The 23,305-nt window shown below is 38.7% G+C and carries 20 protein-coding genes, 1 tRNA gene and 1 pseudogene; 17 read left to right on the top strand and 5 right to left on the bottom strand.

Translation table 11 applies throughout. The features are described from left to right. Positions 1 to 73: 73 nt before the first annotated feature. A pseudogene (locus AB5935_RS19870) lies at positions 74 to 1,366 on the bottom strand (two-component regulator propeller domain-containing protein); the annotation flags it as partial. Positions 1,367 to 1,498: 132 nt separating this feature from the next. Between AB5935_RS19870 and AB5935_RS19865 the strand changes: the two are divergent. The 5 genes from AB5935_RS19865 (at position 1,499) to AB5935_RS19845 (ending at position 5,067) form a co-directional block, all read left to right on the top strand. Continuing rightward, the gene (locus tag AB5935_RS19865; protein ID WP_007836832.1) at positions 1,499 to 2,146 is read left to right on the top strand and encodes a helix-turn-helix domain-containing protein; all 648 of its coding nucleotides are present in this window, start codon (positions 1,499 to 1,501) and stop codon (positions 2,144 to 2,146) included. A gap of 5 nt (positions 2,147 to 2,151) precedes the next feature. Continuing rightward, complete coding sequence (locus tag AB5935_RS19860; RefSeq protein WP_038608769.1) at positions 2,152 to 3,552, top strand: alanine/glycine:cation symporter family protein; 1,401 nt, start codon at positions 2,152 to 2,154, stop codon at positions 3,550 to 3,552. A gap of 140 nt (positions 3,553 to 3,692) precedes the next feature. After that, entirely contained in the window at positions 3,693 to 4,319 is a 627-nt protein-coding gene (locus AB5935_RS19855; RefSeq protein WP_007836824.1) for a hypothetical protein, read from the top strand. Positions 4,320 to 4,333: 14 nt separating this feature from the next. Beyond that, positions 4,334 to 4,927 carry a uracil-DNA glycosylase family protein gene (locus AB5935_RS19850; protein WP_007845771.1) on the top strand — a complete coding sequence of 198 codons (594 nt, stop codon included), beginning with the start codon at positions 4,334 to 4,336 and terminating at the stop codon, positions 4,925 to 4,927. 67 nt (positions 4,928 to 4,994) lie between these two features. Further along, positions 4,995 to 5,067 (top strand) — tRNA-Trp (locus tag AB5935_RS19845). A gap of 58 nt (positions 5,068 to 5,125) precedes the next feature. On the opposite strand, the gene AB5935_RS19840 is transcribed toward AB5935_RS19845, so the two are convergent. Next, positions 5,126 to 5,671 (bottom strand): 7-carboxy-7-deazaguanine synthase QueE, encoded by a 546-nt coding sequence (locus tag AB5935_RS19840; protein ID WP_007845773.1) that lies wholly within the window; start codon positions 5,669 to 5,671, stop codon positions 5,126 to 5,128. After that, entirely contained in the window at positions 5,658 to 5,990 is a 333-nt protein-coding gene (gene queD, locus AB5935_RS19835) for a 6-carboxytetrahydropterin synthase QueD (RefSeq protein WP_038608767.1), read from the bottom strand. Before queD ends, AB5935_RS19840 begins: the two co-directional genes overlap by 14 nt. 134 nt (positions 5,991 to 6,124) lie before the next feature. Between queD and AB5935_RS19830 the strand changes: the two genes are divergently transcribed. The 5 genes from AB5935_RS19830 (at position 6,125) to AB5935_RS19810 (ending at position 9,905) form a co-directional block, all read left to right on the top strand. Then, positions 6,125 to 6,487: a YbaN family protein gene (locus AB5935_RS19830; protein WP_008653116.1), complete on the top strand. Its 363-nt coding sequence runs from the start codon at positions 6,125 to 6,127 to the stop codon at positions 6,485 to 6,487. A gap of 172 nt (positions 6,488 to 6,659) precedes the next feature. After that, a complete protein-coding gene (locus AB5935_RS19825; RefSeq protein WP_007836815.1) occupies positions 6,660 to 6,953 on the top strand; it encodes a hypothetical protein in 294 nt (97 codons plus the stop codon). A gap of 29 nt (positions 6,954 to 6,982) precedes the next feature. Next, complete coding sequence (locus AB5935_RS19820) at positions 6,983 to 7,276, top strand: cell division protein ZapA (protein WP_007836813.1); 294 nt, start codon at positions 6,983 to 6,985, stop codon at positions 7,274 to 7,276. A 103-nt stretch (positions 7,277 to 7,379) separates the two neighbouring features. Further along, entirely contained in the window at positions 7,380 to 8,915 is a 1,536-nt protein-coding gene (gene rny / locus AB5935_RS19815; RefSeq protein ID WP_005848820.1) for a ribonuclease Y, read from the top strand. A gap of 189 nt (positions 8,916 to 9,104) precedes the next feature. Next, the gene (locus AB5935_RS19810) at positions 9,105 to 9,905 is read left to right on the top strand and encodes a hypothetical protein (protein WP_007836811.1); all 801 of its coding nucleotides are present in this window, start codon (positions 9,105 to 9,107) and stop codon (positions 9,903 to 9,905) included. Positions 9,906 to 10,041: 136 nt separating this feature from the next. Here AB5935_RS19810 and AB5935_RS19805 read toward each other — a convergent pair whose 3' ends face one another. Further along, complete coding sequence (locus tag AB5935_RS19805) at positions 10,042 to 10,896, bottom strand: patatin family protein (protein WP_007836809.1); 855 nt, start codon at positions 10,894 to 10,896, stop codon at positions 10,042 to 10,044. A 329-nt stretch (positions 10,897 to 11,225) separates the two neighbouring features. Between AB5935_RS19805 and AB5935_RS19800 the strand changes: the two genes are divergently transcribed. The 7 genes from AB5935_RS19800 to AB5935_RS19770 all read left to right on the top strand — a co-directional run bounded on the left by AB5935_RS19800 (position 11,226) and on the right by AB5935_RS19770 (position 22,043). Then, the gene (locus AB5935_RS19800; RefSeq protein WP_007836807.1) at positions 11,226 to 12,617 is read left to right on the top strand and encodes an aminopeptidase P family protein; all 1,392 of its coding nucleotides are present in this window, start codon (positions 11,226 to 11,228) and stop codon (positions 12,615 to 12,617) included. A gap of 28 nt (positions 12,618 to 12,645) precedes the next feature. Then, positions 12,646 to 13,857 (top strand): aminopeptidase C, encoded by a 1,212-nt coding sequence (locus AB5935_RS19795; RefSeq protein ID WP_007842304.1) that lies wholly within the window; start codon positions 12,646 to 12,648, stop codon positions 13,855 to 13,857. Positions 13,858 to 14,022: 165 nt separating this feature from the next. Continuing rightward, positions 14,023 to 15,744 (top strand): single-stranded-DNA-specific exonuclease RecJ, encoded by a 1,722-nt coding sequence (gene recJ, locus AB5935_RS19790; protein WP_007842303.1) that lies wholly within the window; start codon positions 14,023 to 14,025, stop codon positions 15,742 to 15,744. Between the two features lie 117 nt (positions 15,745 to 15,861). Further along, on the top strand, positions 15,862 to 17,757 hold the full coding sequence (locus AB5935_RS19785) for an ATP-dependent DNA helicase RecQ (RefSeq protein WP_007842301.1): 1,896 nt from the start codon (positions 15,862 to 15,864) through the stop codon (positions 17,755 to 17,757). A gap of 46 nt (positions 17,758 to 17,803) precedes the next feature. Continuing rightward, positions 17,804 to 20,017 carry a beta-N-acetylglucosaminidase gene (locus AB5935_RS19780; RefSeq protein WP_007842300.1) on the top strand — a complete coding sequence of 738 codons (2,214 nt, stop codon included), beginning with the start codon at positions 17,804 to 17,806 and terminating at the stop codon, positions 20,015 to 20,017. A 14-nt stretch (positions 20,018 to 20,031) separates the two neighbouring features. Next, complete coding sequence (locus AB5935_RS19775) at positions 20,032 to 20,982, top strand: tetratricopeptide repeat protein (RefSeq protein WP_007842298.1); 951 nt, start codon at positions 20,032 to 20,034, stop codon at positions 20,980 to 20,982. Positions 20,983 to 21,041: 59 nt separating this feature from the next. After that, on the top strand, positions 21,042 to 22,043 hold the full coding sequence (locus AB5935_RS19770) for an AI-2E family transporter (RefSeq protein WP_007836796.1): 1,002 nt from the start codon (positions 21,042 to 21,044) through the stop codon (positions 22,041 to 22,043). On the opposite strand, the gene AB5935_RS19765 is transcribed toward AB5935_RS19770, so the two are convergent. After that, positions 22,044 to 23,219, bottom strand: coding sequence for a MalY/PatB family protein (locus tag AB5935_RS19765; RefSeq protein ID WP_007842295.1), 1,176 nt, complete (start codon positions 23,217 to 23,219; stop codon positions 22,044 to 22,046). Between the last annotated feature and the right edge of the window lie 86 nt (positions 23,220 to 23,305).

Below are 23,305 nucleotides of genomic sequence, written 5' to 3'. Positions count from 1 at the left end.
CAAAATCCTGAGCAACTTTTTGTTGCTCAGGTACTTAAAAAGTTTAATTTATAATAGTGTTGCGGAATTAAGGATAATGAATAATACGACCGTTATCATAACAAATCAGGCCTCCCCCCAAAGTACCAATCCAAAGTTTCCCATCACTAGCTTTCAAAATGCAAACAATGGCATCAGTAATGAGTTTATCCGTACCTTTCTGTGGAAAAGCAGCCCGATTGCCAGTCACGGAATTCCAATATATGATACCGACATCGTTGATACCCAGCCACACATAGCCCTCTTTGTCTTCTTCAATGCAACTAATATCTCCCATATACTCTGCACCAAATTTAAAAGCACACTCATTAAAATAGGAAATTCCTTTTTTATAAGTCCCCACCCACATAGTTTCACTGGAATCCTCGTATAGAACCATTACTGTATTATTTTGCAAGCTACGTTCATCACCTGCCTTGTTCCGCAACTGCCTCACTTCCCCTGTCTTCTTATCTAATATATCAATGCCATCCTGATCTGTTCCTATCCATATACGCCCCTGCTTATCCTGTGATACAGCACGGACCATGTTATGAGACCGACGCTTGATAATATTTGCCAGCCAAGACAGCCACTTCTTCTGCTCCGGACTATAAACCCATATTCCAAATGGACTATACATCCATATATCATTATCACGATCTACAAACAGAGTGAAAATTCCCTGCTTGTCAGTTCCCAACTCCCTAGCTAAATCATCCTGCTGCCATTTAATCTTATTTGTCCGAGTATCCAGACAAACAAGCCTCCCGGTATTATATACCAACAAGATTCCCTCTCTACATTCTACAATGTCCGTAATATCACCTTCTGGCAACTGATGAGTATCAAACAAAAGCGGATATAGTAATTGAGATTCCGGAATGTACAAATAACAGCCTTTTCCTTTTATATAAAACCACATATTTTTATTATGGTCTATATATACTAATGCAGGAGTTCCGTCAATACCGACTTCACATAGCCATGCATGCACCTCCCTATTAAATGTTTCTGATTCCGAGTTGTAAATGGCATAACCCACACCGGTAAGAATCCATAAGTTTCCTTTATAATCTTCTTGTATGCTTTTGATATAATTATCAGGTAAAGAAGCCGGATCGGCATTATAACTACGAAACAAAGTCATCTGACACCCGTCATACCGATTCAACCCAGAAGCTGTGGCAAACCACATAAAACCTTCGGAATCTTTAAAGATATCAAGAACTTGATTGTTTGACAGACCATCTTTCACCTCCAAATGTTTAAACATGAATTCACTTGCATACATTAGACTAGAAAAGCATAATAATGTAATGATCAAACATTTTTTTCTTATTCCCATAGATTTTAAAGGCTAATTATTTTTATTCCACTGCAAATGAAGCAAAAAGCTTGATAACAGACAAACTAATATCGGCTTTTTTATCATTCGATACCCACAATATGTTTCATTTTTCCTATTTTTGCAATTGAAATGAAAGCATTAACGGATACACAATACATACGACAGCTTGTCTCGGAGGGAGAACACTGTCATCAGGATTTTAAATTCGAGATTTCGGACGCACGCAAAATAGCCCGCAGCCTTTCCGCATTCGCCAATACCGAGGGCGGCAGGCTATTAATAGGAGTAAAGGACAATGGCAAAATAGCAGGAGTCCGCTCTGACGAAGAAATATATATGATAGAAGCAGCAGCAACCATGTATTGCAAGCCCAAAGTCGAACTGGAAACGCAGACTTACAAGGTAGAAGGAAAGACTGTATTGGAAATACGTATTAACGAAACGGTTTCTAAACCTGTATATGCCCTAGATGAAATGGATAAGCCATGGGCCTATATCCGCATCAAAGACGAAAACATACTGGCCACTCCCGTCCATCTAAAGATGTGGCAACACAGCAAGAAACCTGAAGGAGCACTTGTAACATTTACCGAAAGAGAGCAACGGTTACTGGATGTCTTGAAAGAAAAAGAAAAACTTTCATTAAATCAATGTTGCAAACTTTGCAGATTAAACCACAAGACAACTTGTGAACTATTAGCAGACTTTATCCGTTTTGGTCTAGTGGAACTTGTTTTCCATGGACATAAGTTCTATTTTAAATTAAACAAGGAATAAGTAAAATGGATATACTGACCCTATTAATCAGCAGAGTGAATGATGTGCTTTGGACTTACATTTTGATCATCATGCTGTTAGGATGTGCGTTTTGGTTTACTTTTAAAACAAATTTCGTACAATTCCGCATGATAAGAGAAATGGTACGTCTATTAGGTGATTCTACCGGCAAGACAGAAGGTCGCGAACACCATATTTCCTCTTTTCAAGCTTTTGCCGTTTCCATAGCTAGTCGCGTGGGAACAGGTAATTTAGCAGGAGTTGCCACCGCTATTACTTTGGGTGGTCCGGGTGCTGTTTTCTGGATATGGGTAATTGCTCTTTTGGGTGCCAGCAGCGCTTTTATTGAGTCCACATTGGCCCAATTATATAAAGTACACGGACATAATTCTTTCGTTGGCGGGCCAGCTTATTACATGAAAAAAGGATTAAAACAGCCATGGATGGGAGTTTTGTTTGCCTTTCTGCTTATCTTTACTTTTGGATTTGCTTTTAATTCAGTACAAAGCAATACCATTTGCGCTGCTTTCGAGGAAGCATTCAATATTCCTCCCAGCTTAATGGGAGTGATACTTACCTCGCTCACATTAGTTATCATCTTCGGAGGTATTCAGCGTATTGCCAAAGTAAGTAGCATTATTGTTCCTGTCATGGCATTGGGATACATCTTTTTATCCCTTTTCATCGTAATTGTGAATGCAAAGCATTTGCCAGAAGTTATTGAATTGATTATAGCGAATGCCTTTGGCTGGGAACAGGCATTGAGCGGAGGTATAGGCATAGCATTAATGCAAGGAATCAAACGTGGATTATTCAGCAATGAGGCCGGTATGGGTTCCGCACCCAATGTAGCGGCAAGTGCCGATGTTACCCATCCTGTAAAACAAGGATTAATTCAGACATTGGGAGTCTTTACCGATACACTTGTCATATGTACCTGCACTGCTTTCATCATTCTTTTCAGCGGAGGGGCCTCCACTAAAGAAGTCAATGGAATAAAACTTACTCAAATGGCACTAAATAATGAAATAGGCAACATTGGGACTATTTATGTAGCGGTGGCAATTCTGTTTTTCGCCTATAGCAGCATTTTGGGAAATTATTATTACGGTGAAGCCAATGTACGCTACATAACTCATCAGAAATGGGCTATCCCCATTTATCGTATATCAGTGGGGGGGATGGTTATGTTTGGGGCATTAGCCAGTCTGGACCTGGCATGGAGCCTGGCCGATATGGCAATGGGATTTATGACTATCTGTAACTTGATAGCCATTACTTTACTAGGGAAATATGCATTCCGTCTATTGGAAGACTACCGAATTCAAAAACGCAACGGGGTCAAAAATCCAGTTTTCACCAAAGACAGAATGAAAGACATTGAAAATGATTTGGAATGCTGGTAACACAAAGCAATAAAACAAAACCCCGGCATCAACCATTCAATAAAAATGATAAATAGTAAAACAAAAGGATTTTAATCAAAAATGTTTCAGTTTTTATCGCTATCTTTGCAGACAGGAAAACAATATAATTTAAGAACACAATGAGCATATTTTCAAAATTATTTGGTAAAAAACAGACAGAAGGAGAAGAAACAAGCCACGTAGGTGGTATGGAAGACTTCATGACACTGATCCGTGTATATTATCAGTCTGTAATGGCCTGCAATATAGGTATCACAAATATTAATTTTTTGCCAGATATGGCAGTTTTCAAACGTACACTCAAAATACCGACCCAAAACAACAAGTTGGGAATTGCTGAGAAATCACGCTGCAAAAAGATGTTAGTAGAACTTTATGGTTTAAGTGATGATTTCTTTAAAGAAATTGACGGTTCTATAAAAAAGAATTGCAAGAATGTAAATGATGTCAAGACTTATCTTTTTATGTTCCAAGGATTCAGCAATGACTTGATGATGCTGATAGGTAATTTGATGCAATGGAAATTCCGTATGCCCAGCGTAATGAAAAAAATGTTACGTAACATGACCGAGAAAACAATTCATGATATCATGACCAAGACCGACTGGAAAGACGAAAGCGTGCACAAGACCTGTGTTGCCATTCGTAAATACAAACAAGCCTTAGGATATTCTGAAAACTGGATGACGGAATATGTGTATAACATCGTATTACTGGCTAAAAAAGAACCAAAGCCAAAAGAATAATCATTAAAGATTTTATGAAATCCTTATTAAATATAGAAGAACATCCATTAGAGCCTTTTTTACCGGCTAACGCCAAACTGCTGATGTTAGGTAGTTTTCCCCCACAAAAGAAACGATGGAGCATGGAATTCTTTTATCCCAATCTGCAAAATGATATGTGGCGTATTTTTGGAATAATATTTTTCCAAAACAAAGAGCACTTTCTGAATCCTGATAAAAAAGTGTTTGACAAGGAACGTATTATTGATCTCTTAAATAAAAAAGGTATCGCACTTTATGATACCGCTTCAGCTGTTCGCCGTTTACAGGACAATGCCTCAGACAAATTTCTGGAAGTTGTAGAACAGACAGATATCAGTTTGCTACTGAAGCAGATTCCAATGTGCAAGGCTATTGTAACCACAGGACAAAAAGCAACGGATATTATTCGTGAACAAATAAAGGTGAAAGAACCCGTTGTAGGAACCAGCGAACCTTTTGAATTCGAAGACCGGATAATGCGATTATACAGAATGCCTTCGTCCAGCCGTGCCTACCCGTTGCCCATTGAAAAAAAATCAGCAATTTACCGGATCATGTTCAATGAATTAGGTCTATTAAACGAATAATGGGCAATATTTTTTCATAAATAGGTTTGTATATTCCAAATATTACACTATCTTTGCAGCCGCAAACACGGGAGTAGCTCAGTTGGTAGAGCACCGGTCTCCAAAACCGGGTGTCGGGAGTTCGAGCCTCTCCTCCCGTGCAAAAAAGATTATTCAATGCCAAACCATCGAATAATCTTTTTTATATCTTCTATTTTCTTAAGGAATTTGCAAAAGTTTATGAGTTTGTAAGCTCAACCGCCACTCAGGATGTTGCAAAATGTAAGCAATCACTTCTTCCGTATTAGCACAAGAACAAGGTTGCAAAAAATAATGACTAGCAGACAAATCCAAATAAGCAGAAACATCCTGCCCCACATAAACCACTTTCACCTCATCTATACGATCTAGATTTATTTTCGCCCCTTCTTTAGGGGAACAAGTAACCCAATCTATATTTTCAGGCAACCGACAAGTGCCGTTTGTCTCAATACAAACATACTTCCTTTCATGATGCAATGCATCAACTAATTTTTCATCAATCCACAATCCTGGCTCACCACCAGTCAGTATTACTACTTGAGTCGAATATTTTGCCACTTCCATTGCAATATCCTCATCACTCATCAATGTCCCCTCTTCATGCTGAGTATCACAAAAAGGACATCTCAAATTGCACCCGGAAAAACGTACAAAAACGGCAGGTATCCCAGTATGATATCCCTCCCCCTGTAAACTATAAAATATTTCATTAATCCTTCTCATAGATAACGGCATTTCCTTCTGACTCGCGGACTTCAACCTTGAAACAAGTGGGAATTTGCTCACATACCCAGCGTGCAATATTTTCAGCTGTAGGATTAAGAGAAACAACCTCATTCAAATTCTGATGATCCAAACGCCCCATCACCGTTTCCTTGATATGCGTAAAATCCACCACCATACCATCCTCGTTCAAAACCTCGGAACGACAATAAACGGTAATAATCCAATTGTGACCGTGCAAATTCTCACATTTACTTCTATACGACAGCTTCAAGCTATGGGAAGCTGAAATTTCCATTCGTTTAATTACTGTATACATAGCATTTAATTATAATAAGAAAGAACTCACACCTAATGTCACCTCGGTGCTACAGGACGCAAAGATACACCATAAAAAAGAATAATATAAAAAGGACACAGCATTTTTTTGTTTTTTGGTCTATATTTGCATCTATGAAAATACTATATACCATTGTAGGAACGACCTCACTCATATTAGGCATTATCGGCATATTTCTTCCTTTACTGCCTACCACCCCCTTTTTATTACTGACAGCTGCCATGTATTTCCGCAGTTCACCACGCTTGTATTATTGGCTCATCCAACAAAAATATTTAGGAAGCTACATCCGCAATTTCCGCGAGCATAAAGCAATACCTTTACATGCCAAGATCGTTTCCGTATCATTAATATGGATTACCCTAAGCTATTGCGCCATCTGGATACTACCCTACATTTGGGCAAGAATCCTGTTCCTGATTATTGCAATCAGTACCACCTGGCACATAGTATCCTATAAAACATTAAAACAGTAAACAATCCTCAACAGATATATGTAATAGTAAAAAGATCATATTCGAATAGCACGGGAAAAACAGCTAATAAAGACGTTAAAAAAGTTTTTTAAACGATAAACGATAAATTTAGGACGAAATATTTTCGTGTTTGCTCCCAATCCTTTATATTTGTGTACAATTTTGGTATAAAATGACTGAAGAAGACAAAAAGCTATTAAATACTTTCGAGGCAAAACTGAGGCATTTTATGTATTTGCATGATGAATTGAAACATGAAAATGCAAAGTTAAAGCAACTTCTCACTGAAAAAAACGAGGAGGTGAGACGATTGGAGAATAGCCGGAAAGAATTAGAAGTAATGTATACCAATTTGAAAATGGCCAGGACAATCAGTATTCATGATAAAGATATCAATGATACAAAACAACGGTTGTCAAGGCTTGTGCGTGAAGTCGACAAATGCATCGCTTTATTAAACGAATAGAAGAAGTTGAACAATAAAACGATAGTATTATGGACGATATGATGAAGATACATCTACTGATTGACAACGAACGATACCCGATGACCATTCGTCGTGAAGATGAACAGTTATACAGGGACGCTGCCAAACAGATTGACAATAAACTAAACAAATACCGTAGTTATTACCCCGATTTCAGCCCCGCAAGGCATTGGGCAATGGCTGCACTGGAGTTGGCTTTCGAAAATATTTCTATGAAAGACAGGAATGATACTGCGCCTTATCAGGAAAAATTACAGGAGCTAACCAAAGAACTTGAAAAACAGATCAGTAACAGAGAGTAATAGTTTAGAATTAATAAGGATATTCACGCACAGCTATACTGTCAAGAGAAGGGTTCTTAACAGATAGATTGTGCGTTTTTTATTTATATATAAATTAATAACAATGATAACAACGGTAATAATAGCAATTGTGTGTTTCGCTGTAGGTGGTGGCCTATCATACATGCTTTTCAGATATGGCCTGAAATCTAAGTATGACATCATCATCAAAGAAGCACAGACGGAAGCTGAAGTAATTAAAAAAAACAAGCTTTTGGAAGTAAAAGAAAAATTCCTGAACAAAAAAGCTGATCTGGAAAAAGAAGTCGCCTTACGCAACCAAAAGATTCAGCAGGCCGAAAATAAACTAAAACAACGCGAACTGATGTTGAACCAAAAACAGGAAGAGGTCCAACGCAAACGTACAGAAGCGGAAGCTATCAAAGAAAATCTAGAAGCTCAAATTGTCATCATAGACAAGAAAAAGGATGAACTGGATAAATTACAAATGCAAGAACGTGAAAAACTGGAAGCTCTTTCCGGTCTTTCTGCCGAGGAGGCCAAAGAACGCCTGATTGAATCTTTGAAAGAAGAAGCGAAAACACAGGCTGCTTCCTATATTAACGACATTATGGACGACGCCAAGTTGACAGCTAATAAAGAAGCTAAACGTATCGTTATCCAGTCTATCCAACGAGTAGCCACAGAAACTGCTATCGAAAACTCTGTAACCGTATTCCATATTGAATCGGACGAAATAAAAGGACGCATCATCGGTCGTGAAGGGCGTAACATCCGAGCTTTAGAAGCAGCAACCGGCGTCGAAATTGTTGTAGATGACACTCCCGAGGCTATTGTACTTTCAGCGTTTGACCCTGTACGCCGCGAAATTGCCCGCTTAGCATTACACCAACTGGTTACTGATGGACGTATCCACCCGGCACGCATTGAAGAAGTGGTAGCTAAAGTACGCAAACAGGTAGAAGAAGAAATTATTGAGACTGGTAAACGTACCACTATTGATTTAGGTATTCATGGCCTACACCCTGAATTAATCCGCATTATCGGTAAGATGAAATATCGTTCCTCATACGGTCAGAACCTTCTACAACACGCTCGTGAAACAGCCAATCTTTGCGCTGTGATGGCTTCTGAATTAGGTTTGAATCCTAAAAAAGCAAAACGTGCTGGATTACTGCATGATATAGGTAAAGTACCTGATGAAGAACCAGAATTGCCGCACGCATTGTTAGGCATGAAGATAGCCGAAAAATATAAAGAGAAACCAGATATCTGTAACGCTATCGGTGCTCACCATGACGAAACAGAAATGACTAGCCTGCTGGCTCCTATCGTACAGGTATGCGATGCCATTTCAGGCGCACGTCCAGGCGCTCGTCGTGAAATTGTAGAAGCTTATATCAAGCGTTTGAATGATCTAGAACAATTAGCTATGTCTTATCCAGGGGTAACAAAAACTTATGCCATCCAAGCTGGCCGCGAATTACGTGTGATTGTAGGTGCCGACAAGATTGACGACAAACAAACTGAAAGTTTATCCGGTGAAATTGCGAAGAAGATTCAAGACGAAATGACTTATCCGGGACAAGTGAAGATTACAGTCATCCGCGAAACACGTGCCGTAAGTTTTGCCAAATAAAAATCAGAAACTAGAAACTCAACTATAATCCCTCTTTTTCTTTAGAAGGAAGAGGGATTTTTCATTTTACATTCTCATATTTTATCCACAGACTGGACAAATTCAAGAAAAAATAAATTTCTAATTGCCAAGCAGTAAATCATCTAATCTCTCATTTAAACTATGTAGAACATAAAATAAGATCAAACTATGAGACTTAACAGTATGCTAGCCACAGTGCTTATTTTCCTTTGCTCTTTAGTAATTTCATCGTGCAGCAATGATGAACTTGCTCCCATCTCCTTAAAAAATAGAGAAACAGCAAATATAAAATTAAACTATCCTAATAATCAGACATACTCTTTTCCCTTGCAAGGAGGAGACGGGAATTATGAAATAAGCTGCGATAAACCGGAAATTATAGAAACTAAAATGATTTCTTCTTGTGACATATCCATAAAAGCATTAGCATTAGGTGAAGCAATTATTACTGTAAAAGATCAATCAGGAAACACACTTGACATTCATGTAATAGTAGACTATTACACCGATAATTACATTGTAAGCAAACAGGATATATTTCTTACAGGAGATTTAAAAGACTCTGAAAAACAAACAATTAAAGAAAAAGCATTAGCTACAATACCAGTAAAAACAGGAGGAGGATACAAATTTATCTATACGGATGCAGAAATAGCAAGAGGCAAAGTACTGGTTTATCAAGAAAAGTTTGGAGACAAAGCTATAGAAGGTAGTTTTGAAAGAAAGTCCAATGAAATAGAAAATGAACAATGGGGGACAAAACATCTCATCTCATTTGATTTAACTCTTCCAGAACAGCCCAAAAGAACATTTATAATTTCCGAATATATACCTTCTTCCAGGACTTCCCCCATAGTCCTCATGGCTTTTTTTGAAGATTTAAAAAAGACATTCACTATAGATTATCCGACTGTCGAGCAAGTTTATACCGAGCAAGTATTAACTGTACCGTCACATTTATATTACTAATATATTATCTTTCTTTCCAAAAGGAAAGAGCATTCATTCTTGTTATATGGGGCAGATGAAGTTCCACCCCATATAACAAGAATGATCCCCCATTCCTCCAATATCCCCATTTATAAAAACATTCTTGGCCAAAAATTTATTTTTGAAGTATTTGTTTTTCTTCAAACATTTTTTTTGCACAGACATACCCTTCCTCATATAAATCGGTCAGTTTCTTTATATCTGTTTCAATACGATCCACTTCCATCGGCTTTTCAGGACGAATTACCACAATCCTGCCCTTGTCTTCCAATTGCTCTACTAAATCAAGCTGTTCGTTGTAAATACGGCAACGTTTACTTAAAACCACGCGCAAACGAGGGTATTTTTTATAGATAAAATGGGGAATTTTCATATCCTTTCCTTTTTTGCGATATCCCCGATTACGGGTAAGTACCACTACATTTTTATCATATCCTTGTTCAATAGCACGCAACACAGGAATAGAATCCACAATTCCCCCATCAAGCATCGGCTCACCATCTACATAAGCTATAGGACAAACATAAGGAAGACTGCTGGACGCCTTAGCTATGGCAATAATACGTCGAGGATCATGTTTCTCTTCCAAATAACACGCCCTACCCGTAATGCAATTAGTAGTCACCATTTCAAAACGAGCAGAATTTTCAGCATATGTTTTATAATCATAAGGAAGAATTTCCTTAGGAAAATGTTCATAAAGCAATTCCTGATCAAGAATACTGTGCTTACGCCATAAATGCTTTATGCCGATATAATGATATTTCTCCAATAAATCAATATTACTAAACTTAGCTCTACCACGCTGGCGAGACATATATGAAAGACCATTGCACGCTCCGGCAGAAACTCCTACCCCATACGGAAACCAAACCTTCTTATCCATCATATAGTCTAATACCCCGCAGGTAAAAACTCCGCGCATACCTCCGCCTTCCAGTACCAGTCCTGTTTTATCATCTATTTTCATAATCAATGTTGAGGAACAAATCTATCCTTGAAAGAGTTCACTGCAAAGTTAACCTTTTCAAAGTATTTAGCCGTATCTTTTATATTTATTAAATAATTGCATTCCATCATAAAAATCAATCAAATTCTCCTTCATTGATAAATTACTGAATGGCAACTTATCAAGGAAATATAAGAGAAACCTGTGAAATTAGAAAAGCAAGATTGACAAATGATAAAAATAAAGCCGAAATCGATTAAAAAATCAAATAAGCAAATAGTACTTTTAAGATTATAATTATTACATTTGCAACACAGTTCAATAAATATTCAATTAAAATAAAGTTAACCATGTTTGATTCCGCAACTTATCAAAGACGCCGTCAGGCACTTAGAAATAAAGTGCAAAATGGTATTATCCTTATACTAGGTAATAATGAAGCTCCGGCAAACTATCCGGATAACACATATAAATTCCGTCAGGACAGTTCATTCCTCTACTTCTTCGGTCATTCTCACCCCGGATATGCAGGTGTAATAGATATAGAAGCAGGAGAAGATTATTTCTTCGGAAATGATGTAGATATGGACGACATTATCTGGATGGGGCCCCAACCCAGTGTGAAAGAATTGGCTGCACAAGTAGGTATTCAGAAAAGTTTTCCTTTCCCCCAGCTAAAAGAAGTGGTAAAAAAAGCTATCACACAAGGGAGAAAAGTACATTTCCTTCCTCCCTACCGATTCGATAATATGATGCTCTTAGAAGACTTAACCGGTATCCGTGCGGCTATAGTAAAGAAATATGCTTCTGTAGAATTGATAAAAGCTGTAGTTGATTTACGTTCTGTAAAAGAAGCTTGCGAAATAGCAGAAATCGACTTGGCATGTAATATTGGTTATGAAATGCACACAACCGCCATGCGTCTATGTAAACCAGGAATAAAGGAACAATATATCGCCGGAGTACTGGATGGCATCGCCGCTTCTTATGGAAGCATGACTTCATTTGCCACTATCCTGACTCAACATGGGGAGACATTACATAACCATGACCATAGCCATATCTTAGAGCCAGGGCGCATGATGCTAACAGATGCCGGAGCTGAAAGAGTCACAAATTATTGTTCAGACCATACACGTACCGTACCTGTGGGAGGCAAATTTGAAGGACGGCAAAAAGATGTGTATAATATTGTATTGGCTTGCCATGATAAAGCATTGGAAATTACTCGTCCAGGTATAACCTATATGTCTGTACACTTAGAAGTCTGCAAAGTGCTAGTTCAAGGATTAAAAGACCTGGGACTCATGAAGGGCGACGTGGAAGAAGCTGTTGCCGCTGGTGCACATGCTTTATTCCTGCCTCATGGATTAGGTCATATGATGGGATTGGATGTACATGACATGGAAGACCTAGGACAAATTTACGTAGGATATGACGATGAAATCCGTCCTTCTTCCCAGTTCGGGCTAGCCTCTCTACGCATGGGACGTCGCTTACAGAAAGGCTTTGTAATTACTGATGAACCGGGTTGTTATTTTATTCCAGCATTGATTGACAAATGGAAAGCAGAGAAAATGCATACAGACTTCCTGAACTTTGATGCTATTGAAAAATTCAAAGATTTTGGAGGCATCCGCTTGGAAGATGATATTTTGATTACTTCGGAAGGCTCCCGTTTCACTGGCGAGAAACGCATCCCTATCACTATCGAAGAAGTAGAAACTATTATGAATGAGTAACATAACAAACAAAACTTTTATTTCTAAAATGAAAAGATTTACATTATTAGCAGCATTAGGTTTATGCAGTATAAGCCTCTTTGCACAAGATGCACAAAAAGAAGAGCCAAAGGAAGAAGGGTTTGTATTCACTACAGTAAAAGAACTGCCTATTACTTCTGTCAAGAACCAAAGCCGTGCCGGTACTTGCTGGTGCTATTCCAGTATGGCCTTTCTAGAATCAGAATTACTTCGTATGGGAAAAGGAGAATACGACTTTTCTGAAATGTACATCGTACACCAAACTTATTTGGATCGAGCTGATGCCGCCGTACGTACTCATGGAGATGTATCTTTTTCCCAAGGAGGATCATTCTATGACGTTATCTATGGAATGAAAAAATTTGGTCTGGTGCCCGAAGAAGTTATGCGTCCGGGAGTCATGTATGGTGATACACTAAGTAACCATACAGAACTTACAGCCGTATCGGATGCTGTAGTAGCAGCAATAGCCAAAGGAAAATTACGCAAACTCCAAACAGATAATAACCATAATCCATTATGGAAAAAGGCCATTGCCGCTATTCATGATATCTATTTAGGTAAATGCCCTGAAAAATTCACTTATAAAGGAAAAGAATACACTCCCCATTCATTCTTCGAATCAACAGGATTAAATCCAAATGATTACATTTCATTAACCTCGTATACCCACCATCCGTTCTACGAACCATTTGTCCTTGAAATTCAAGACAACTGGCGTTGGGGACAATCATACAACCTTCCCATTGATGAATTCATGCAGGTTTTTGACAATGCCATTAATAACGGCTATCCAATCGCATGGGGATCTGATGTCAGTGAACAAGGTTTTACACGTGATGGCGTAGCTGTTATGCCCGACACGGAAAAAGTGCAAGAACTAAGTGGGTCAGACATGGCTCATTGGTTGAAAATGAAACCGGAAGAAAAGAAACTGAACACCAAACCACAACCTCAGAAATGGTGTACACAAGAAGAACGCCAGGAAGCATATGACAATTGGGAAACAACCGACGATCATGGCATGTTGATTTACGGTATAGCTAAAGACCAAGAAGGAAATGACTATTATATGGTAAAGAATTCTTGGGGAAAAGCTGGAAAATACGAAGGCTTATGGTACGCCTCAAAAGCATTCGTTCGTTACAAAACCATGAATATCGTAGTCAATAAAAATGCACTGCCTAAAGAAATTGCTAAAAAATTAGGCATCAAATAATCCGCTACTATACAATACTTTACCGCTAATTCCATAAAATATATATGGAATTAGCGGTTTTTTTATTTGTTTTTTCCTAACTTTACGGATTGATTGGGTAAGTATAACTAGAAAATGGTATCATCCCGTCTCCGAGAGCAGAAAAAAGAAAAAACAATATATAAAATGAATCACAAATGGAATTATCAACCTCCAAGCCAAGAACAGACAGAAGCAGCTAAAGCATTAGCAAAGGAAACAGGGATCAGCCCGATTCTTTGTAAGCTGTTGCTGGAAAGAGGTATAACCTCAGCAGCAGAGGCTAAAAGATTTTTCCGTCCCCAGCTTAACGAGCTACACGACCCATTCCTGATGAAGGATATGAGCATTGCCGTAGAACGGCTCAATCAAGCTATGGGCAGGAAAGAACGTATCATGGTTTATGGAGATTATGATGTAGACGGTACAACAGCTGTAGCATTGGTATACAAATTTCTCCAGCAGTTCTATTCGAACATTGACTACTATATTCCCGACCGATATAATGAGGGCTACGGAGTATCAGTAAAAGGAGTGGATTATGCCTGTGAAACAGGTGTAAAACTTATTATTGTGTTAGATTGCGGTATTAAAGCCGTAGAGGAAATTGCTTATGCAAAAGAAAAAGGTATCGATTTCATCATCTGCGACCACCATGTACCTGATGATATATTGCCACCAGCCGTAGCTATTCTGAATGCCAAACGGGCAGACAATACGTATCCTTACGATCATCTTTCAGGGTGTGGTGTAGGCTTCAAATTCATGCAGGCTTTCGCTTTGAATAATGGCATTGAATTTCATCAACTAACTCCTTTATTAGATTTGGTTGCTGTCAGTGTAGCATCAGACATCGTACCTATCATGGGAGAGAACCGAGTGCTGACACATCATGGTTTAAAGCAGTTGAACTCCAATCCCAGTGTAGGTCTGAAAGCTATTATTGATGTATGCGGATTATCAGAAAAAGAAATTACCGTAGGTGATATCGTATTCAAGATAGGTCCGCGCATCAACGCATCCGGACGTATACAGAACGGAAAAGAAGCGGTGGAATTGCTCATAGAAAAGGACTTCTCGGCAGCATTAGAGAAAGCCAACCAAATCAACCAATACAATGAAACCCGTAAAGATCTGGATAAGACCATGACCGAAGAGGCCAACCAAATTGTAGACCACTTGGAAGGACTAGCAGACCGGCGTTCCATTGTCATTTATAATGAAGCGTGGCACAAAGGTGTTATCGGTATCGTAGCTTCACGCCTTACAGAGATTTATTATCGCCCGGCAGTTGTATTAACCCGTACAGATAATCTAGCAACTGGTTCTGCCCGTTCCGTATCAGGTTTCGATGTTTACAAAGCTATCGAATATTGTCGTGACTTGTTGGAAAATTTTGGAGGACACACTTACGCTGCAGGACTATCCATGAAAGTGGAAAATGTGGAAGAATTCACCCGCCGTTTTGAGACCTATGTCACAGAACATATTTTGCCGGAACAGACTAGTGCTGTAATAGATATTGATGCAGAAATTGACTTCCGGGATATCACTCCGAAGTTCCATGCCGACCTGAAAAAGTTCAATCCCTTCGGACCAGACAACCACAAACCTATCTTTTGTACACATAATGTATATGATTATGGTACCAGCAAAGTAGTAGGTCGTGATCAGGAGCATATCAAGTTGGAATTGGTAGACAATAAATCAAACAATGTGATGAATGGCATCGCTTTCGGACAAAGTTCACAAGCACGCTATATTAAGACCAAACGTTCTTTTGATATTTGTTATACCATTGAAGAGAATACGCACAAGCGTGGTGAAGTACAATTGCAAATAGAAGATATAAAACCCAGTGAGGAATAATGGTAAAAATTTATCTTTGAAATATGTCAAAACTTTAATGACGTTATCAGATACTTATCAGAATAATAAGATGACAAGTCATTGGGGTTTTGACATAATTTTCTTATTCTCCTTCCAATGACCTATAAAGAAATTCTAAAACAATATTGGGGATATGATAACTTTCGAGGCATACAGAAAGAAATCATTGAAAGTATAGGCAACGGTCACGACACGCTAGGATTGATGCCTACCGGTGGTGGCAAATCCATTACCTTCCAAGTACCAGCTTTAGCACAACCCGGATTATGTTTAGTTATCACACCTCTTATTGCCCTGATGAAGGACCAAGTACGCAATTTACGCGGCCGGGGTATCAAAGCTTTAGCAATTTATTCAGGCATGACGCGCGAAGAGATCATCGTTGCATTGGAAAACTGTATCTTCGGCGACTATAAATTCCTTTATATTTCTCCGGAAAGACTGGATACTGAAATATTCCGTAACAAACTACGGAACATGAAGGTAAGTATGATCACAGTAGATGAGTCACACTGTATATCTCAATGGGGATATGATTTCCGCCCTGCTTATCTGAAAATTGCAGAAATTCGAGAACTCCTTCCTGACATACCTATATTGGCACTGACAGCAACTGCCACTCCGGAAGTAGTAACAGATATTCAAACAAAACTAAACTTTAAAAAAAACAGTCAGGTTTTCCGAATGAGTTTCGAAAGAAAAAACTTGGCTTATATTGTACGTCCTACAGAAAATAAACAGGAAGAGCTATTACATATTTTAAATAGTGTGCCCGGCTGCGCCATTGTCTATACCCGCAACCGGAAACGCACACGTGAAATTGCCGAACTACTGGTCAATAACGGCATAACTGCCACTTTCTATCATGCCGGTTTGAATAATGATGTAAAAGATCAACGTCAAAAAAGCTGGCTCACCGGAGAAAGCCGTACTATGGTAGCAACCAACGCTTTCGGCATGGGTATCGACAAGCCAGATGTACGTATCGTTATCCACATAGATATGCCTGATTCTCCTGAAGCCTATTTTCAAGAAGCCGGACGAGCAGGGCGTGACGGGCAGAAAGCATATGCTGTTCTGCTATACGCCCAAAGTGATAAAACCACTCTCAACAAACGTATCAGTGATACATTTCCCGACAAGGATTATATCCGAAAAGTGTACGAAGATATCAACTACTATTTTCAAATGGCCATGGGAGACGGTATAGGTTGCACCTTTGCTTTTAACTTGGATGAATTCTGTCGTAACTTCAAACATTTCCCCGTACAAGCAGACAGCGCTTTAAAGATTCTGACCCGTGCCGGATATTTAGAATATACGGACGAGCAAGATAATGCTTCACGTATTCTTTTCACTATGAAACGCGACGAACTCTATAAACTACACGAGAATGATACAGATACAGAGAAACTGATAAACATCATCTTGCGTTCTTATACAGGATTATTTACTGATTATGCCTATATTAACGAAGATTCCTTAGTAATCCGTTCCGGATTAACCCGCCAACGAATCTATGAAATTCTACTGACGCTAACTCGTAGACATATCATACATTACATTCCACGGAAAAAGACACCTTATATTATATATACCCGTGAACGGCAAGAAAAGAATCGCCTTGTCCTAACTCGGGAAATATACGAAGACCGAAAAAAAAGCTATACCACCCGAATCAAGGCTATGATAGAATATGCCACAGCCGATGATAAATGTCGTAGCCGAATGCTACTCAGATATTTTGGAGAAAAGAACGAACACAACTGCGGACAATGTGATGTATGCCTTAACAAACATCATTCAGGAATAAAACAGGGGGAATTTCAAGAATTGGAAAAACAAATCAAACAGCTATTACAGGCAAACGCCATGCCTGTTTCAGAACTACTGAACCAATTGAATAGCAATCGTGAAAAAGCGGAAAAGGTACTCTCCTACCTACTTTCCGAAGAAATAATACAATTAAAAAATGGAATTCTTTCTGTATAAATCGTATCTTTGCCATTGATTTATTAACCTTTTACCCCAACAGAATATGAAAAAAATGCATCTGGCAATCATTTGTCTTTTTACCGGTTGTACTATCTTTGCCCAAAACATAGATGTACAGCCCATCCCTCAACAAGTTTCCAAACAAGGCGGACAAATCAATTTACCTGAAACTTACCAGCTCTTGGGAGAAACTGAAGCTAATCCATATGCCGTACAAGAATTAAAAGATTTATTAGGTGGAAAACACCCGGCCAATACCGGTTTGCGCATTTATATTGGAGAAAAAGGAGACAAGTCTATCCGCAAGTTTACTCGTCAAATCCCCAACCAAAAGGAAGGTTATTATCTATCCATCAATAATAAGGAAATAATTCTGGCAGGGAACGATGAACGTGGAACCTACTATGCCTTGCAAACCTTAAAACAATTGCTCAAAGATAACCAATTACCGATAATAGAGATACAAGACTATCCGGCCATATGCTACCGTGGTGTCGTAGAAGGATTTTACGGGACTCCCTGGAGCCATAATGCCCGTCTTCGCCAACTTCAATTTTATGGTGAAAACAAAATGAACACCTATATATACGGTCCTAAAGATGATCCTTACCATAGTTCTCCCAACTGGCGCTTGCCTTACCCCGAAAAAGAAGCAAAACAATTACAGGAATTAGTAAAAGTAGCCCAAGAAAACGAAATAGATTTTGTTTGGGCCATCCATCCAGGGCAAGACATCAAATGGAATAAGGAAGACCGTGAACTATTATTGGCAAAATTTGAAAAGATGTATCATCTCGGTGTCCGTTCTTTTGCCGTCTTCTTTGATGATATTTCAGGAGAAGGTACTAACCCTGTGAAACAAGCAGAACTGCTGAACTACATAGATGAACATTTTGTAAAAGTAAAACCAGATGTAACTCCCCTTATCATGTGTCCCACGGAATACAATAAAAGTTGGTCCGACCCTGCTAAAGGATATCTTACGACTTTAGGAGACAAACTGAATCCATCCATACAAATTATGTGGACAGGAGACCGAGTTATTTCCGATATTACCCAAGATGGTATTCAATGGATAAACGACCGGATTAAACGTCCGGCATATATATGGTGGAACTTTCCTGTTTCCGATTACGTTAGAGATCATCTGCTCATGGGACCAGTATATGGAAACGATACTCAAATAGCCCATCAGATGTCTGGCTTTGTAACTAATCCGATGGAACATGCCGAGGCTTCTAAAATAGCTATTTATAGTGTAGCCTCATACGCTTGGAATCCCCAAAAATATAACAGTGAAAAAACTTGGAAAGATGCTATTATGAACATTTTGCCCGATGCAGCCACTGAATTGGAATTCTTTGCTGCCCACAATTCGGACTTGGGTCCCAATGGACATAAATATCGCCGAGAGGAATCTGTAAATCTCCAACCTACAGCGCAAAGCTTTACTGAAAGTTACATAAAAAATAAAACTTACACTGAAAAAGATTTCTCTATTCTACAAGAAACCTTCAGCCAGATGATTGAATCAAGTGATATTTTAGTCGCCCATGCTGATAAAAATCCGATTATAGTAGAAATCATGCCTTGGCTTTATCAATTCAAACTATTGGGAGAAACCGGAAATGAAGTATTGGCAATGGTCAAAGCATACGACAAAAATGACCAATCTTTATTTATGCGTAAATACAAGCACGTGAAAGCCTTGCAACAACAAATGTTTCAAATTGACCAGACATACAACCAAAACCCTTACCAGCCGGGTATAAAGACAGCAGGAAGGGTAATCAAGCCATTGATTGATCAAACTTTCGCCACCGTCACGCAATGCTATAACCAAAAATATAGTACACTGCTGAATGCTGAAACCGACTATATGCCGCATAAACTAATAAGCGATATCAGTCAGATAAAGAACTTACCTTTACAGGTAAAGATAAACCGCATTCAGATTTCTCCGGCGCTGGAAGTTATCAAATGGCCCGGTAATGGTTCATTGACTATCGAACTGGATCAAGTTTATCCCGGAGAAAATATAGAGATAGATTTCGGGAAACCGGAAATCGCAACTTGGGGAAGCCTTGAGATATCTGCAAATGGAAAAGATTGGAGTAAAGTAAACTTTACACAAGAAAAGAACCTACTGACTGCCAGTTTACAACAGAAACCAATAAAGGCAGTACGTTTTACCAACATGCAGCATCAGGAACAAGAAATTTACCTCAGACGATTTATTATAACAATAGACAAATAAAACAACTATAAATTATGGGCTTATTTAAATCCTTATTCGGCGGAAACAACATCCCCGAAACCGAAAAAGAGAAAAATGATAAAAAGAACTTCGAGATTTTAAAATACGATGGCATCCGCGCCCAACGTATGGGTAAACTACCTTATGCCATTAAATGTTTTGAAGAGGCAGTTGCCATCAACGATGAATTAGAAACTCTCAGCCTGCTAGCCACTGCTTATACACAGGCGAACCGACTAGATGACGCCCGTATCACACTAGACCGCATGGCTACAAAAGATCCTGAACAAGTAAACACCTTCCTTTCACTAGCTGGCATCTGCTATATGCAGGAAGATTACGAAAATATGAAGGATGCCTGCCAAAAAGCTTTGGTTTTAGATAATAAGAACCCCCTATCTTTCTATTTGACAGCAAAAGCAGCTATCGGCATGAAAGATGATATCACTGCCATTGCCATGCTGACTAAAGCTATCGTATTGAAAGAAGATTATACCGAAGCATACCAGCTACGCGCTGAAGTACTTTGGAAAATGAAACAAGCAAAAGATGCTGCTGAAGATATACAAAAGTTACTCAGCCTCAATCCCGACGACGAACAAGCCTTGCTCTTGAAAGGAGAAATTCTAGCCGCCACCAATGAACCGGAACAAGCACAAGAATGTTTTAATCAAGTATTGTCACTCAATCCGTTCAATGAAAAGGCCTATATCCTGTCAGGCGAACTATATCTGGCAAACAAAGATTTTGACAAAGCATTGGCTATATATGATGAAGCCATTGAAATCAATCCAAACTTTGCCAAAGCATATCATGAACGAGGACGTATCAAATTACTTAAAGGAGACAAAGACGGATCTGTGGAAGATATGAAGAAAGCAATAGAACTGGCTCCTGAAAATGAAATTAATATTAGCGGTCAATACAATAATTATGAAAACATGACTAAGAATGTTCCGTTTTAAAAGCGGAACATTTCAATTCGTTTTATTGTTTATTTATATACAAAATAAGCAAAAAACACATGAGCGTAAAAGAACAATATTGGAAATACTCCCTTATCACCATTATACTGGGATTAGGACTTATTTTATTTATAAAAATGTCTCCTTTCATGGGAGGTATTTTAGGAGCATGCACCATTTACATTATGGTAAGAAAACAAATGTTTTATCTTACCCAAGAAAAGCATTTCAAAAAAAGCATTACAGCCATTTTACTCTTGATAGAAGCTATTATGTGCTTTCTTGTACCTTTATCATTGGCCGTATGGTTATTGATCAATAAATTACAGACGGTAAACGTAGATACGACAGGTTTTATCCATACGGTAACCAATCTTGCCGATTGGCTCCATACCAAGACGGGATATGACTTACTAAATGCGGAAAACATTTCATCCATAGCCTCAATTCTTCCTGCCATCGGACAGTTTCTGATGGGAAGTATCAGTAGCTTTGCCGTTAATGCTTTCGTATTGGTCTTTGTTCTCTATTTCATGCTAATTGGCGGAATTCAAATGGAAAAATATATCTATGAGTTACTTCCTTTCAGCGATACAAACAAAAAAAATGTACTGAAAGAAATTAATATGATTGTAAGGAGTAATGCGATAGGTATTCCCTTACTAGCAGTCATTCAAGGAGGAATAGCTACATTAGGTTACTATTTATTTGATGTACCCAGCGCGCTATTGTTTGGCTTCCTGACCTGCTTTGCCACCGTCATTCCTATTGTAGGAACAGCATTGGTATGGTTCCCGCTAGCTGCCTATCTTGCTCTTTCAGGAGATTGGACACATGCCATCGGATTACTTCTTTATTGTGGATTAATTGTAACAAACATTGATAATCTCATCCGTTTTATTCTGCAAAAGAAGATGGCAGACACCCATCCACTCATCACCATTTTTGGAGTAGTCATCGGACTTTCTTTATTCGGATTCATGGGTGTCATATTCGGACCGTTATTGTTATCCATCTTCATTTTATGCGTGAATATTTTCAAGACGCAATACTTAAAATAATCACTTTATATATAGTTGATAAGCATCCGCCAGTTGTTTCATCGCCTTTTCGATGATACAACGCGGACTTGCCACATTTAAACGCATAAAGCCAATACCTTCCTTACCAAACATCTCCCCGTCATTCAATGCCAAATGCGCTTTATCTACAAAGAATTCATTCAAATCTTTCTGGCTCAACTTCAGTTCACGGCAATCCAGCCAAACTAAATAAGAAGCCTCCGGACGAATGGCCTTGATTTTAGGTGCATGATTTTTCAAAAAATCGTCTACAAAATCTATATTTCCTTGTATATATGCCAAACATTGGTCAAGCCATTCCGTACCATGACTATAAGCAGCCTCAACAGAAAGAAAAGCAAAGACATGTCCCATATCCAACTCACCGGCATCCATATAGATACGGAAACGTTTACGCAAATCTTCATTAAAAATAAGAGCATGTGAGGCAGATAGTCCCGGCATATTAAAAGCCTTGCTAGGAGACATAAAAGTAACAGAGTTCATTCGAGCCTTTTCACTGACAGTAGCAAAAGGACGATGTGTATGAGGAGGTAAAGTCAAATCCGCATGAATTTCATCCGAGAAGACCAATACTTTCTCATCATAACAGATATCAGCTATCGCTCGTAACTCTGCTTCAGTCCACACAACGCCACCCGGATTATGAGGATTACATAAAATAAACAGCTTACAACCTTTAATCTGTTCACGAAAAGTATCCAAATCCATACGATACATGCCGTTTTCCCATTTTAACGGATTGGTAACCAAAGTGCGCTCATTACGAGTAGTAACCCATGCAAAAGGATGATAAACAGGAGGTTGAATCATTACCTTATCCCCTTTCTGAGTAAAACAATTCATAGCCATACCGATACCTGGTACAATGCCGGGAACAAAATTTATCATTTCCTTGGCCACAACCAGATCATAACGCTGTTTTACCCAGTTTATAATCGCATTATAATAGCTATCTGGTTTACCTGTATACCCTAGAACTTCATTTTCGCAACGTTTACGGATAGCATCTGTTACAAAAGGAGCTGTGGCAAAATCCATATCAGCCACCCATAAAGGAATCAAATCCGTACGTCCCCAAATATGCTTCAGCCCTTCTACTTTCTCAGCAGACGTACCGCTGCGATCTATCACTTTATCAAAATTGTATCTCATTGTTTCTATTTCCTTAATTCCGCAACACTATTATAAATTAAACTTTTTAAGTACCTGAGCAACAAAAAGTTGCTCAGGATTTTGCC

This window comes from Phocaeicola sp. RTP21198st1_B8_RTP21198_201120 (assembly GCF_040929485.1).
Classification (GTDB): Bacteria; Bacteroidota; Bacteroidia; order Bacteroidales; family Bacteroidaceae; genus Phocaeicola; species Phocaeicola dorei.
The sequence above is the reverse complement of the archived record's forward strand: the minus strand, read 5'-3'. Positions and strand labels throughout refer to the sequence as shown.